The following is a 12,996-nucleotide window of genomic DNA, read 5'->3' as shown; positions in this document are numbered from 1 at the left end:
CATCCCCCATGACTTCGGACGCACCACCCATGCCCGGCGGCAATCTGCCGACGCTGCCCGTCAAGCGGGTGGTGCGTCCCACTCCTTCCATCCCGGACCATGAAGTCGTCCGCCAGATAGGCAGCGGCGCGTATGGGGAGGTCTGGCTGGCCCGCTCCCTGACCGGGGCATGGCGCGCCGTAAAAATCGTCTGGAGGGAGGATTTTGAGGACGAGCGCACCTTCAACCGGGAGTTTGAGGGCATCCTGCAGTATGAGCCCATTGCCCGCAACCATCCGGGGCTGGTCCACATCCTGCACGTGGGGAGGCACGACCAGGATTCCCCGTTTTACTATTACGTCATGGAGCTGGGCGACGACGCCCGCACGGGCGTCCATATCACGCCGGACGAGTATATTCCCCGCACGCTCCAGACGGACAAGAAGTTTTCCGGCAACAAGCCCCTGCCGCTGGATTACTGCCTGGAGGTAGGCAGCCAATTGGCCCACGCCCTGCTGTACCTGCATAGCAAGAACCTGACGCACCGGGACATCAAGCCGGCGAACGTCATCTTCGTCAACGGGCGGCCCAAGCTGGCGGACATCGGCCTGGTGGCCCATCTGGACCAGCGCAGCTTTGTGGGCACGGAGGGGTTCATCCCCCCGGACGGCCCCGGCACCCGGCGGGCGGACGTTTACGCCCTGGCCAAGGTTTTATATGAGATCAGCACGGGAAAGGACCGCATGGATTTTCCCGAACTTCCGGATGACCTGCCGGAAGGCACCGTGCGCAAGAAGTGGCAGGCGTTCAACACGATCATCTGCCAGGCGGCGGAACCCCGCGTGGAGGAGTGCACCATTGATTCCGCGGAAGAACTGGCGGAAAAGATAGACGCCCTGCGGGGGTATGAAGTACCTTCCCGCTTCCGCCTTCATAAGAAAAAGAAGCGCCGCAAGCTCAGGCGCACCCTCCAGCTGCTGGCCGCGGCCGTAGCCGGGGCTTTCACCGCGTACTGGGGGGCCCTGTGGCTCAACAACAGCCAGCATCTTCCGGAAGAACCCGCCGCAGACGTCCGCCAGGACCCCCAGGCCGCCACCCCGGAGGAGGAATCCCGGACCGGGTACGTTCTGGTGACCAGCTCCCCGGCGGGAGCATCCGTATATGATGCGGACGGCAATTACCTGGATGAAACGCCCTACGGCCCCATTGAGCTGCCCTCCGGCGCTTCCGTGGCTTATACCATCAAGAAATCGGGCTTCGCGGACAAGGAGGAGGCGGGCACCGTCAAGGGCGGTTCCACGCTGGCCCTGGGCGGCGTGCTGAAGGAGTACCATCCCCCCACGGACAGCCAGCCGTGGAAGGATACGGAGGGAGTCACGTACCTGCCCGCGGAAACGCGCCACGTGGCGCAAGGCCCCCTCACCGCCGCCCTGTTCAACAAGTTCCTGAAGGAGGACCGCCAGAAGGGGAACTACCAGATGAAGCGGGAACAGACGGAACCGGGCCATCCGGAAAAGGACGTGGCCCTGCTCACACAGGACGGCATCACGGCCTACCTGGCATGGCTGAACAAGAAATGCGAACGGGAGGGGCTGCTGGGCAAGGAATTCTCCATCAATGCGGACCCCCTGCCGCAAACATCCGGAGGCACGGACGGCCACAGCGCCTACGTCCTGAACGTCACCCGCGTGTTCCAGGTTCCCATCACCGTCACCACCAATCCGCCGGGAGCCAGCGTCTTTTTCAACAACAGGCTCATTGGCCGCACGCCCATTGAGGAATACGTCAACCAGGTACCCTACGTGATTGAAATCAAACTGCCGGGGCATGCCACCATGCGGCGCCGGGGGCTGGACCCGCAGGATTTATACCTTTCCCTCCAGCTGGAGCCGGACAAATCCGTGATCTTCGGCTCACCCTGGACCAACAGCCTGGGCATGCAGATGGCCCCGGTAGGGGGAAACGTCCTGGTCATGTCCCATGAGGTGCGCGTGAAGGATTTCCAGCAGTTCCTGAAAGCCACGGGGAGGAAAGCTCCGGCCCGGCCCGGCTTCCCCCAGGGGGAGAACCACCCGGTGGTGAACGTCAGCAGGCAGGACGCGCGCGCCTTTGCCACTTGGCTTACCAACAAGGAACGGGCCCAGGGGCTGATTGACCAGCACGATTCCTACCGCCTGCCTACGGACGAGGAATGGAGCTCCTGGGTGCGCCTGACGGATGAAAAGGGGTCCTCCCCGTATGAAAAGACGCTGCCTCATGAAAACTCCCGGGAGGTGTTCCCGTGGGGTTACTCATGGCCGCCGCCGGATAAAACAGGCAATTTTGCGGACCAGTCCGCCCTGATTTACCTTCCTTCCTCCCGCGTCATCGTGGGGTATGAGGACGGACAGCCGTATACGGCGCCCGTGAAGACCTTCCCGCCCAACCACCTGGGCCTGTATGACCTGGAGGGGAACGTCATGGAATGGGTGGACGATTCCTACGGAGGGCCGGAATCCCTCCCCATCCGCAACTACGGCGTAGCCCGCGGAGGCAGCTACCTCTCCTTCCGCCCCAAGCAGCTCACTACTTCCATCCGCACCCCCCTGCCGGAAAACACACGGGATAACGCGCTCGGCTTCCGCCTCATCCTGTCTTCCGACCGTCCCGCCGCCCCCACGGCCCCCTGACGCCGGGGCGCGCCACCTCCGCAGGAGCAGATTTCCCCTGCTCCTCCGTTCCACGCAACAAGCCGTTCCCGAAAGGGGAAGGCCCGCTGCAGCCGGCAGGCCGCCCGGCCTCTCCGGGAAAATGGTTGAAAGGGCCTCCCGTTATGCTACCTTTTCCCCGCACCCTTTTCCCGAATGAAAATCATCGCCATCGCCAACCAGAAGGGGGGAGTGGGAAAAACCACCACGGCCATCAACCTGGCCGCCGCCCTGGCCCAGCTGAAGAAGAAAATCCTTGTCATTGACCTGGACCCGCAGGCCAATGCCACCAGCGGCATGGGCATTGACGGAAAAGACATGCCCAGCCTGTATCCGGCCCTGCTCGGCCAGCTTCCGGCGGAAGAGTGCATTGTGCCTTCCGGCAGAAAACGGCTGGACATCATTCCCTCCACCATGGACCTGGCCGGCGTGGAAATAGAGCTGGCCCGGTCCGGCAACCACCTGACCAGGCTCCGGGAAACGCTCGCCCCCCTGCGGGAGTCGGAAGCGTACGACTATTGCATCATGGATACGCCGCCCTCGCTGGGCGTCCTGATGACTTCCGCCCTTGCCGCCTGCGACGAAGTGCTGACGCCCCTGCAATGCGAATGGTTCGGGCTGGAAGGGCTGGCCAAAATCCTGCACGTGACGGCGCAGATCTGCGCCAGCGGAGCCAATCCCCGCATCAGGCATGAAGGAGTGCTGATGACCATGTATGACGGCCGCACCAACCTCTCCCGCCAGGTCATTGACCAGGTGGAAAAACACCTGCCCCAGATGCTGTACAAGACGGTTATTCCCCGCTCCATCCGGCTCGGGGAGGCGCCCAGCTTCGGCCATACCATCTTTGAACATGATCCTTCCGGCACGGCGGCGGACGCCTATCTGAAGGCCGCACGGGAATTCATCAGGCGCCACAAGCCCTGAACACGTGAAAGGACGGCTTCCACAGGAATGAATTTCATGGATGAGGCGAACGGAAGGACAAGGCAGAAAGAAGCCTCCACCCCGCCCCGTAAGCCTGTTCCGTCCACTTAACTTGCGCCATTCCGGGCACCCCTCCGGGAGCCGGCAGCCCTGAACGCAGGAAAACAGGCATTCACCTTGACTTGCCGCACCCGGCATATGAGAATGCCCGTAGCTTCCGCTTCAGGAACTTTCCCTCATGCCAGCAGAAGAAGGCCATCCAGATGACCAGCCCCGGACGACAGGGCAAGTCCCGCCTCCCGCACCGACGACAGGCCTGGAACAGATTCTGCCCGGCCGCCCCCCTCTTCCCCATGCGGAAGAAAAAGGCGCTTTTTTCGTCTACCAGAGGGAACTGGCGCCCGGCACGCGCCTGGAACAGTATGAAATCATCCGCGTCCTGGGCAGCGGAGGCTTCGGCATCACTTATCTGGCCAAGGACCTGTTCCTGAACCGCAACGTGGTCATCAAGGAAAACTTTCCCTCCAGCTGCTCCTACCGGGACCCGCTGACCGGGCACATCCGCCCCAACAATGAACACGACCTGGAAAATTACACCTGGGCCCTGAAAAGCTTCCTGAGTGAGGCCCAGACGCTGGCGGAACTCAACCATCCCGGCATCGTCAGAATCCTGTCCGTCTTTGAAGCCAACGGCACGGCCTACTTCGCCATGGAGCACATCACCGGGCTCTCCCTGGACTTTCTGGGGGAAAAGCTCCACAGCACGGGCCACCGTTACACGGAGGATGAACTCAAGGGGCTGCTGACGCGCCTGCTCCGTATCCTGGACTACCTCCATTCCCGGCACATCTACCACCGTGACATCAAGCCCGGCAACATCCTGCTGACGGAGGAGGGCACGCCCGTGCTGATCGACTTCGGCGCGGCGCGCCATGCCCTGAAGCTGCACGCCGCCACCGTCCTGACCACCCAGGGGTATTCCTCCCCGGAACAGGCTCTGGGAAAAACGAACATCGGCCCCTGGAGCGACCTTTATTCCGTGGGCGCCACCTTTTACGCCCTGCTCACGGGCCACCCGCCGGAACGGGCGGAAGTGCGCCTGGCGGAAGACGGCATGCAGCCCCTGCACAGTGATCCCGTGCTCACGCGCTTTTATTCCCGGCAGTTCCTGCTGTCCCTGGACAAGGCGCTCTCCCCCCAGATCAACTGCCGCTACCAGAACGCCCGGGAATGGATTCACGACATCTGCGCCATTTCCGGAGAGGAATCCTCCGCCACCATCCACCTGTCCCCGGCAGACATCCACTACATCCATCCGGAAGGGATGCCGCGCCCCTGCGCTGAAAAAAAATCCGGGAACAACAATCCCGCCGCCAGCCCGGGCGGCCTCCATTCCCCCTCCCGGAGGCTGTCGGCACGCACCCTCCGCCGCAACCGCCACATGATGTACCTGATGGTGGGCAGCGCCTGCACCCTTCTGCTGGCCGCCGGAGCGGTCTACCTGACGGACTACCTGAAGAAGGCCCCCATGGGCACCACCATCAACACCATCAAGGAAGCCATCCAGCAGCCCGCCGCCAATTCCAATGGACGGGAACTGACGGCCCCACCCAGGGACCTGGCGTCCATCCGCATTCCGGAACTTAAAATGACGGAAGACGCGGCGCTGGAACCGCGGACGCTCCAGGAATTCCACCTGCGCCTTGATGACACGATCCTCACCCGCTCCGGCCTCCCCTCCATCCTGCCGGAAAAACTGCGCATCTCCTGCATTTATCTTCAAATCACGCCGCCCTCCGGCGGCGAGGAAATTCACCTCACTATCCGGGACTCCAACGGCGCCCTCGTGGACCGCTCCGTCAACCCGGTCCCCTCCTTCACGGTGCCGGGACAGTCCACCAGCACGTTCTTCTTCCCGTCCCTCCCGGAACTGTCCACGGACCGTGTTTACACGTACACCTTTGAAACCGCCGCGCACAAGACCGTTCCCATGCAAATGGCCTGTTTCAAAAGCGAGACGGAACGCACGGAAGAGGCGTTCCCCAAAATCCGTTTCATTGCCGCGCCGCCTGCGCCGGAGCCTGCCCTGCTGCATGACCCGGTTTACAAGGGGCTGGTGGCGGCAGTCACTACGCCAACACCGGGCCACGGAGACGTCCTGAACCATGCGGACGCCACGCCGGACACGCTGGCGGCCCTGGAGCAACTGGCCAGAGCCGGCTACCCCATTGCCCAGCAGGTACTGGGGAAAGCCCTCATGTCTCCGGACTGCCCCGGAGGCCCCCGGCCTGAAGAAGGCGTGGAATGGCTCTACCGTTCCGCCACCGGAGGATGCTACGAGGCCATGAAGGAGCTGGGCATCCTACTCATGGACATCCCCTCCTACTTCCCCCGCCTGCCCCAGCAGCCCCCGCTGGCGTCACGGGATTACGCCCAGGCGGCGCGGTTCCTGAGAATGGCCGTCCAGTACCGGGACCAGGAGGCCATGTACCTGCTCTCCCTCATGTACTCACAGGGGTGGGGCGTGCCCGCTTCCTCGGAACTTTCCCACCTCATGATGGAACGCCTCAACGGCTCCGGCTACCTCACGGACAGCCTGAACCCCAGGGCGGACATTGCGGCGTACTGGCTCCCCCTGCCGCTCGCTTCAGGAGAATCCACCATCCTGCGGTTCACCATTCCGGGACCGTTTGCCCCCACCCAGCTCAAGGGCGTCACGTTGCATAACACAGGCATGAAAGACGCCTTCTCCATCAGCAAGATCAACATTCTCCAGCACGGGCGCCTCATTCTGGACATCATCTCCCCCCAGGAAGTATTGCCCGGCAAAAGCTCCGCCCCCATCGGCATCTCCATCCCGGAAGGACTGCTGGCGGATACCACCCTCCCTCTGGAGGTGGAAATCCTGCTGACGCCCGGAGCCAGCAGCGGCGTGGTGGAAATGCCACCCCCCGCGGAAAAGAAACGTTCCAGAAATGGAACCAACTGACGGACAGCGTCTTCCACTCCGATCCGCGTAGAAGGATTCATAAAACATCCTTGCTTCCATCCTTGGGAATGCTACAAAGGCAACATGACTTCCCTTACCTTCCTTCGCCGCATGCTCCCTGTGGCGGCCGCACTACTGATGACCTCCTGCGGTGACCCTACCGTTTCCTACTGGAAAAAAGCGGCTGACATCAATACGGAATACTCGGAAAAGAGCGACGCGCTGGTGCAGCGCCTCCTTAAACTGAAAAAGAACCCCACCCTTCCGGGCCTGGCGGAAAGCAGTAAGGACGCGGCGGACCTGCTGCGGGAGCGGGATGAAGAACTGGCGGACCTGAGCACGAAAGACGTGGACCCCGCCGTGGTGGCCTACGTGGAGGAAGACCGCCAGCTCTTTGCCAAGGGGCGGGAATTGGCGGAACGCTACCAGCAATACTTTGAAAAATACCTCAAGGGAGGTCCGGAATTCACTCCTGACCCGGCCCGCGCCGCCTCCCACATAGGCCGCGGGCGGCAGGAAATACGCAAAATCCTGGCCTCAGCCCGCCAACTGGAAGAACGGGCGGAAACCCTGCGGAAGGAAAAAGCAGCCGCCCTGGAAACGGAACTTCCCCCTTTGCACTTCCGTCTCCCGGACATGAAGCAACTGCTGTCCAACCGCTGACTGCTCTCTTGAGTACGGACGGAAAAGGGCATTTCTCCCCGGCCCGGGTTGATTTTCAATAAAGGCCAGGAAGCACCGCAGGCCTTTATACGTTCTTCTATGGAACCTCCTGGCCGCGCCATTCAAGAGCCGCCCCCCATCATCCCGCTTTAATCCGTATTTTCCCGGAGAAAGCTGGCCGGATTCTCCCGCAGCCTTCCGCAGAAACAAGGCATCTTTTCCAAAAACGAGATTGACACCCGCGGTTCTTTCCCCTAGTATCCGCGCACAACATCAGCGGCGGGGTGGCCAAGTGGTAAGGCAACGGTCTGCAAAATCGTTATTCGCGGGTTCGATTCCCGCCCCCGCCTCCAAGATGCTGTAAAACCTGTTCAAGTCGCGTTCGTCTAGCGGTCTAGGACTCCCGCCTTTCACGCGGGCAACACGGGTTCGAGTCCCGTACGCGATGCCACTCCCAAAAAAAGTGGAAAGAAAAAAGCCTGATTTTATCAGGCTTTTTCTATTTTGGAGAGAACCGCCGGAAGCGGACGGAAAAAAGATAACTGTGCCGTATGTTGTACACGGTTCAAAAACTGTACAGTATAGTAGGCATCATCAACCGAGGTAATAAATGGATACCGCTGTCCACTCCCTGGATGGCAAAGAGTTCCAGTGAAGGTGCGACAGCGTGGGAGGCTGGCCGCAACGGATTGTCCGCGGGAAAGTTCCTGCTTGAATCACTCCCTGGACTTCCTGGGGACGGGCGCAACATGGTGCTCACCGCCGTGAACAAAGGAATGGCAAAGGACTTTGTGGAGCGTGAACTTGAACGGGTTTCCACCGGCACGATGATCCGGTACGTATCTACGCTATCCGGCGCGTTCAACGTGGCGGTTGACCGTAAGCTTATTCATCTCAACCCTCTTTCCAAGAATTACACGGACAATTCGGGAACCAAATTGATTGATTGGACCCGAAGCTGGTTGTTCCTGCAGATTTCAAGATTATTGAGTAAGAGGAGGTATCCAACGAAGTAATTTTGTCCTTTCCCGCTTTCCCGGAAGGCAGATACGGTTGTTAAGCTGGCGGACATCAGGGGATACCTATCAGGCAAATGCCGCACCTGTCTTGTACATTGATACGCTATTAGAGGGGCTTGCTCCGGTTGGAGTCCCCGACGGTGCTTAACGGCATCGGCAGCAATACTTGCGTGTGCTACGAGCTGGACCCCGATCAGCGCAGCTGAATAACCAACGGAATAATTTTTGAATAGCGTACAATTACAATCCCAGTTTCCCGAATCCGTCAACTGGGGAAAGCTTATCTTGACAGCCGTATTCGCGGACAAGAACGGCTTCATTAAGTCCCGACGTTTCACACAGGATGATATTTCCCAGGAACAGGCAGAAACTTTCAATGAAGTGGCATCACACCTTGCCGTTTTATCCGACAATTGGAAAGCGCTTCAAGTCTGGGTGCGGCTGAGCCAGGCCATCGTCAACCCACTCCCGGAGGAAGGGGAAGTATTCCCGGAATTCAGGGATGCGGTTGCGTTGACCGTGGAAGCAGTCAATGCCGGGGGAGGACGCAGGCTTTTCACCAGTCAGGATGATTCGGAGTCCACGATAGTGGACAGGGCGGTAGTGGCATTATTCAACCACTTCACGACAAACAATAACAAAGAATAACAATCATGAATAAAATTACTTCTATCAACGGAACTCTCCTGGCCTCTTTGAATGAATTGAAGGAGCATACGGAAAATGTAACCGTACATGTTACGGAGGAGGAGCGGACCGCGTGGAACGCTAAAGCCGATGCTTCCGCTCTTTCTACAAAAGCCGATACGTCTGTGTTTGACGCACACAAGAATGATGCCGCAGTCCACATAACAGGGAAAGAGCGTGAAACATGGAACGGCAAGCAGGACAAGCTGACGGATAAAGCGGGCAATATGACGCTGGACGGCGGCCTGACTGCGGCGGAAGCTATCAATGCCAACGGGGGTGTGCGCGTGCCACTGCCCTCCACGGCACAGGAAGCCCTGTCTTACGAGGCATTGATAGAGCAGCAGACCGCTAATGACTGGCGGCAGATGAATAGCTACATAGATACAATGATCCCGTCATGGGTGACAACATTGGTGCGGCAGATTCAACTGGCCACGTCTTATCATGTGGGAACGGCTAATGCGTCCATAAAGGAAGGAATTTTTGAAAACGATCTGCACGATTTTCTGATTACCATGACGCCGGCCTCCGGTATTTCCCTGATTGGTGAATCTACGGGCGCATGGAAATTTGCCTACCTGGGCGATTACCGCAACAGTAATTATGCCTCCGCAGTTGTGTGGCGGGTTATCGTCTCTGACAAGGCGTCTATCCTGCTGGGCAGCACGTCCCAGGGGTACGCATCAACAACGACCCCGGCGGCGGCCTGTTATGCTCACCCTATCCATTGGATAGATTTCAATCATGCCGAAGCGGATTACAGATATCCGTTGCTAAACGCAACCAATAATTACATCAACCGAGACATGTCACCCGCCTGGCAGGTGACGTTATACGGCACAAGGTATCTAGGCAACACGAAGTCCATGTTAATCCGGGGGACGGATTACGGGCGCGACCTTGGCGACCAGCAGTATGTGTGGGCTCTGGTGCCGCCGTCCGTGTACAATACAACCTATGTGTCCGTGGCAATGGCTCCCCGTGCAGAGACCGACCACGAAAACACGATGAATAGGTGGGAATTGTTTGTTGACAGCAAATATGTCATGCCGATGACATCCTTGTTCTGCGGGTCTGGTCACACAGCCTGCGTCACGGCAAAAGCCAAGGCGCACGAGGTAAGCAGTACCTTTCAAGTAGGGCTGCGGATGGGAGGCATGAGGATTGACGCAACCCCCACGTTGGGAGTCAACAATGTACGATCCATCATGGGGCGCGTGGTGATGGACGGGGCAACGCCCAAACCCGTGCCGGAAGTGGCAGCATCAGCACTGGAAGTATCGGCAGAAGGAGGGGAGGTAACGCTAACGGTATCGTCCACGCTGGCGGAGGACCTATACGTGATCAACGACACCATGTGCGGGCATGACCCCGCCGCCGTATGGTGCACCCAGTCTACCGAACAGATACCTTCCGGCGGCGGCCAGGTCACTCTGACGCTGGCGGCCAACACCACCGGAGCTGCCAGAGAGGTATGGGCATTCGTCGCCCACCATTACGGACAGGCAGCCGTGGTCAAGATTATTCAATCAGCTTAAACAACGGCGAGTTCCCCGGGAAAACAGTTTTTGATACCCCCCACCGCTGAAATAGTGAGGTAAATATCAATAAACAGGCACCAACCGGGTCCGGCTCCTTGGTGCACCTTCAGCCTTCCAGCTGCCGGCAACGGCGGCAAATGGAAAATCAGCGGCATCCACGATGCCGCTTTTTTCTTTATCCCCGGCCCTGAACCGGAGCCTTTTTTACGCCATCCCCAAGGTATGTTTCTGGATTCTCTCCCCCATTGTGGTATACTGGCTTCCGCCATGGCAGCCCAGAACGATATCACGCTGAACGGAGCCCCGTATGGACTGGCGGAACCCTGTTCCGTTTCCCGGCTTCTGGAACTCCTGAACATGAACGGAGCTCCCGTGGTGGTGGAGCACAATGGCTCAGCCCTCCTTCCGCAGGATTTTCCCGCGGTGACCGTCGCTCCCGGAGACCGGGTGGAGATCGTCTCCATCGTCGCCGGCGGCTAGTACCCTGATTCCGATACTTCTTTCCCAATCCACTGCCGCCATGCCCTCCATTCACGTCATGTCTTCCACTCTTGCCAGCCAGGTGGCGGCGGGCGAGGTGGTGGAACGCCCCGCCTCCGTCGTGAAGGAGCTGGTGGAAAACAGCCTGGACGCCGGAGCCAAGGCCATACGGGTGGAGATACGCCGCGGCGGCGTGGGCCTGATCAAGGTGACGGACGACGGCAGCGGCATGTCCCGGGAAGATGCCCAACTATGCGCCAAGCGCCACGCCACCAGCAAGCTTTCCTCCCTGGAAGACCTTTTTGAAATTACTCACCTGGGGTTCCGCGGCGAGGCCATTCCCAGCATCGCCAGCGTGTCCCGCTTCAAGCTCTGCACCAGGCAGCCGCAAGCGCTGGAAGGCTGGGAAATACGCATTGACGGAGGCCAGGAGCATGAGCCGAGAAGCTCCGGCGTCTCCCCCGGCACCGCCATTGAGGTTTCCGACCTGTTTTACAATACCCCGGCGCGGCGCAAGTTCCTGAAGTCCGCAGAGACGGAGGCCTCCCATGTGGAGCACCAGCTCCGCCTGCATGCCCTGGCTTACCCCCAGGTGCGCTTTACCTACAAGCGGGATGACCAGCTTATTTTTGACCTGCCGGCCACGGCAGACCTGCGCGTCCGCATTTCCGCCCTGACGGATGCGGCCACGGCGGCGGCCCTGATCCCGGTAGAACCGGTCATCGGCCCCGGCATTTCCGTCACGGGCTTCCTGCTCCCGCTTTCCGAAGCCAGGCGCACCAGAAAAGGGCAGTACGTGTTCATGAACACCCGGCCCGTGGAAGACCAGCTCATCAACCGGGCCATCCGGGACGGCTACGGCGGCTTTCCCACCGGACTGCATCCCGCGCTGTTCCTGTACATGGAGGTGGAGCCCGCCCTGGTGGACGTGAACGTGCACCCCGCCAAGAAGGAAGTGCGGTTCCGCCGTTCCGCGGATGTAGTGAACACCATTGTGGAGGCAATCTCCAACACCCTCCAGAAACACGCCCGCCAGGAAATCCACGCTCCCGCCGCAGAGCCGGACACGGAGAAGCGTCTTCCGGAAGCTCCTTTCCCCGCACCGCGTGAGGAAAAACCTCTCCGGGCGGACCATCCACTGCCGCCTTCCCCGGAAAAAGGAGGCACGGCTTCCCCCCTTTCCGGAACCAGCCAGACGCGCGGAACCGCGCCCGCCCCCCCGCTCCGGCCCATTCCCCTGAAACAGGTTCCCGCCACCCAGGGGCGGCTGGATTTTCAGAATAAGACGGAGGGCGGCACCCCGCGGAGCGCATGCGGAAAGGCAGCCACGGAGAAGGACGCCTCCGCCGGATTTACCTATCTGGGGACCCTCCGCCAGCAATTCGCCCTGTTTGAAACGCCGGAAGGACTGGTGCTGATGCATCCCAGGGCGGCGCGGGAGCGTATCATCTTTGAACGCCTGCGCGCCCACCGGGAAGCGCCGATGCCGTCCCAGCAGCTGCTGGACCCGGTCATGCTGGACCTGGACCCCCGGGACTTTGCCGTTATCCAGCAGGTCGCCCCCCATTTTGACCAGGCCGGAATGACCGTTACCCCCTTCGGGCAGAACACCATCAGGATAGAATCCCTCCCCGCCCTGCTGGAACTGGACAACGCCCGCGCGTTCCTTCTGGAACTGGTAGACCGCCTCACGCAGTCCGAGTTCAGCCGTAACGCCAAACGCATGGCCTATGAAACCTTCATCGGGGAGATTGCCAGAAAATCCGCCTGGAAGGAACGTATCTCCCCGCACCGCGCCCCAGCCATCCTGAAAGAACTGCTGGCCTGCGAGGTGCCGTACTGCACGCCGGGCGGCAAGCCTACGCTGGTTAATTATTCCGTTCCGGAGATCAAGCGCAAATTCGGCATCCAGGCGTGAGGGGCCCTGTTTTCCGCAAAACAGGCTTGTAGCGTTTCATGGCAGGGCGGCTGGTTCATTTCCGGCGGATGCTTCCCGACAACAGGGTGAGGCCTCTCATAAC

General features: G+C 60.2%; 10 protein-coding genes and 2 tRNA genes. 11 read left to right on the top strand and 1 reads right to left on the bottom strand.

Features of this window, described 5'->3' with window-relative positions:
* Window positions 1-8 precede the first annotated feature (8 nt).
* The 9 genes from HHJ06_RS05485 to HHJ06_RS05445 all read left to right on the top strand — a co-directional run bounded on the left by HHJ06_RS05485 (window position 9) and on the right by HHJ06_RS05445 (window position 10,492).
* Complete coding sequence (locus tag HHJ06_RS05485) at window positions 9-2,648, top strand: SUMF1/EgtB/PvdO family nonheme iron enzyme (protein WP_215428351.1); 2,640 nt, start codon at window positions 9-11, stop codon at window positions 2,646-2,648.
* Between the two features lie 174 nt (window positions 2,649-2,822).
* Window positions 2,823-3,593 carry a ParA family protein gene (locus tag HHJ06_RS05480; protein ID WP_215428350.1) on the top strand — a complete coding sequence of 257 codons (771 nt, stop codon included), beginning with the start codon at window positions 2,823-2,825 and terminating at the stop codon, window positions 3,591-3,593.
* A 238-nt stretch (window positions 3,594-3,831) separates the two neighbouring features.
* On the top strand, window positions 3,832-6,582 hold the full coding sequence (locus HHJ06_RS05475; protein ID WP_215428349.1) for a protein kinase domain-containing protein: 2,751 nt from the start codon (window positions 3,832-3,834) through the stop codon (window positions 6,580-6,582).
* An 84-nt stretch (window positions 6,583-6,666) separates the two neighbouring features.
* Window positions 6,667-7,245, top strand: a complete 579-nt coding sequence (locus HHJ06_RS05470; protein ID WP_215428348.1) for a hypothetical protein — start codon at window positions 6,667-6,669, stop codon at window positions 7,243-7,245.
* Window positions 7,246-7,523: 278 nt separating this feature from the next.
* Window positions 7,524-7,598: transfer RNA gene (locus tag HHJ06_RS05465), tRNA-Cys, on the top strand.
* 22 nt (window positions 7,599-7,620) lie between these two features.
* A tRNA-Glu gene (locus tag HHJ06_RS05460) sits at window positions 7,621-7,696 on the top strand.
* Window positions 7,697-7,796: 100 nt separating this feature from the next.
* On the top strand, window positions 7,797-8,261 hold the full coding sequence (locus tag HHJ06_RS05455) for a hypothetical protein (protein ID WP_215428346.1): 465 nt from the start codon (window positions 7,797-7,799) through the stop codon (window positions 8,259-8,261).
* Window positions 8,262-8,489: 228 nt separating this feature from the next.
* The gene (locus tag HHJ06_RS05450) at window positions 8,490-8,912 is read left to right on the top strand and encodes a hypothetical protein (RefSeq protein WP_215428344.1); all 423 of its coding nucleotides are present in this window, start codon (window positions 8,490-8,492) and stop codon (window positions 8,910-8,912) included.
* Window positions 8,913-8,917: 5 nt separating this feature from the next.
* Window positions 8,918-10,492, top strand: coding sequence for a hypothetical protein (locus HHJ06_RS05445; protein ID WP_215428342.1), 1,575 nt, complete (start codon window positions 8,918-8,920; stop codon window positions 10,490-10,492).
* Here the strand turns inward: HHJ06_RS05445 and HHJ06_RS05440 are convergent.
* Window positions 10,489-10,764, bottom strand: a complete 276-nt coding sequence (locus HHJ06_RS05440; protein WP_215428340.1) for a hypothetical protein — start codon at window positions 10,762-10,764, stop codon at window positions 10,489-10,491. The genes HHJ06_RS05445 and HHJ06_RS05440 overlap by 4 nt on opposite strands.
* Between HHJ06_RS05440 and thiS the strand changes: the two genes are divergently transcribed.
* Window positions 10,763-10,975, top strand: coding sequence for a sulfur carrier protein ThiS (gene thiS / locus HHJ06_RS05435; RefSeq protein ID WP_215428338.1), 213 nt, complete (start codon window positions 10,763-10,765; stop codon window positions 10,973-10,975). The genes HHJ06_RS05440 and thiS overlap by 2 nt on opposite strands.
* Window positions 10,976-11,033: 58 nt before the next feature.
* Window positions 11,034-12,893, top strand: coding sequence for a DNA mismatch repair endonuclease MutL (gene mutL, locus HHJ06_RS05430; protein ID WP_215428335.1), 1,860 nt, complete (start codon window positions 11,034-11,036; stop codon window positions 12,891-12,893).
* Window positions 12,894-12,996 lie beyond the last annotated feature (103 nt).

Origin of the sequence: Akkermansia muciniphila, from assembly GCF_018709685.1 — a bacterium.
GTDB classification, from domain to species: Bacteria; Verrucomicrobiota; Verrucomicrobiia; order Verrucomicrobiales; family Akkermansiaceae; genus Akkermansia; species Akkermansia muciniphila_E.
The sequence above is the reverse complement of the archived record's forward strand: the minus strand, read 5'-3'. Positions and strand labels throughout refer to the sequence as shown.

Excerpts from the sequence above, each read along its gene's own strand:
- HHJ06_RS05485 (WP_215428351.1), top strand. The coding sequence starts at position 9 with ATGACTTCGGACGCACCACCCATGCCCGGCGGCAATCTGCCGACGCTG.
- HHJ06_RS05480 (WP_215428350.1), top strand. The coding sequence starts at position 2,823 with ATGAAAATCATCGCCATCGCCAACCAGAAGGGGGGAGTGGGAAAAACC.
- HHJ06_RS05475 (WP_215428349.1), top strand. The coding sequence starts at position 3,832 with ATGCCAGCAGAAGAAGGCCATCCAGATGACCAGCCCCGGACGACAGGG.
- HHJ06_RS05470 (WP_215428348.1), top strand. The coding sequence starts at position 6,667 with ATGACTTCCCTTACCTTCCTTCGCCGCATGCTCCCTGTGGCGGCCGCA.
- HHJ06_RS05455 (WP_215428346.1), top strand. The coding sequence starts at position 7,797 with ATGTTGTACACGGTTCAAAAACTGTACAGTATAGTAGGCATCATCAAC.
- HHJ06_RS05445 (WP_215428342.1), top strand. The coding sequence starts at position 8,918 with ATGAATAAAATTACTTCTATCAACGGAACTCTCCTGGCCTCTTTGAAT.
- thiS (WP_215428338.1), top strand. The coding sequence starts at position 10,763 with ATGGCAGCCCAGAACGATATCACGCTGAACGGAGCCCCGTATGGACTG.
- HHJ06_RS05440 (WP_215428340.1), bottom strand. The coding sequence starts at position 10,764 with ATGGCGGAAGCCAGTATACCACAATGGGGGAGAGAATCCAGAAACATA.
- mutL (WP_215428335.1), top strand. The coding sequence starts at position 11,034 with ATGTCTTCCACTCTTGCCAGCCAGGTGGCGGCGGGCGAGGTGGTGGAA.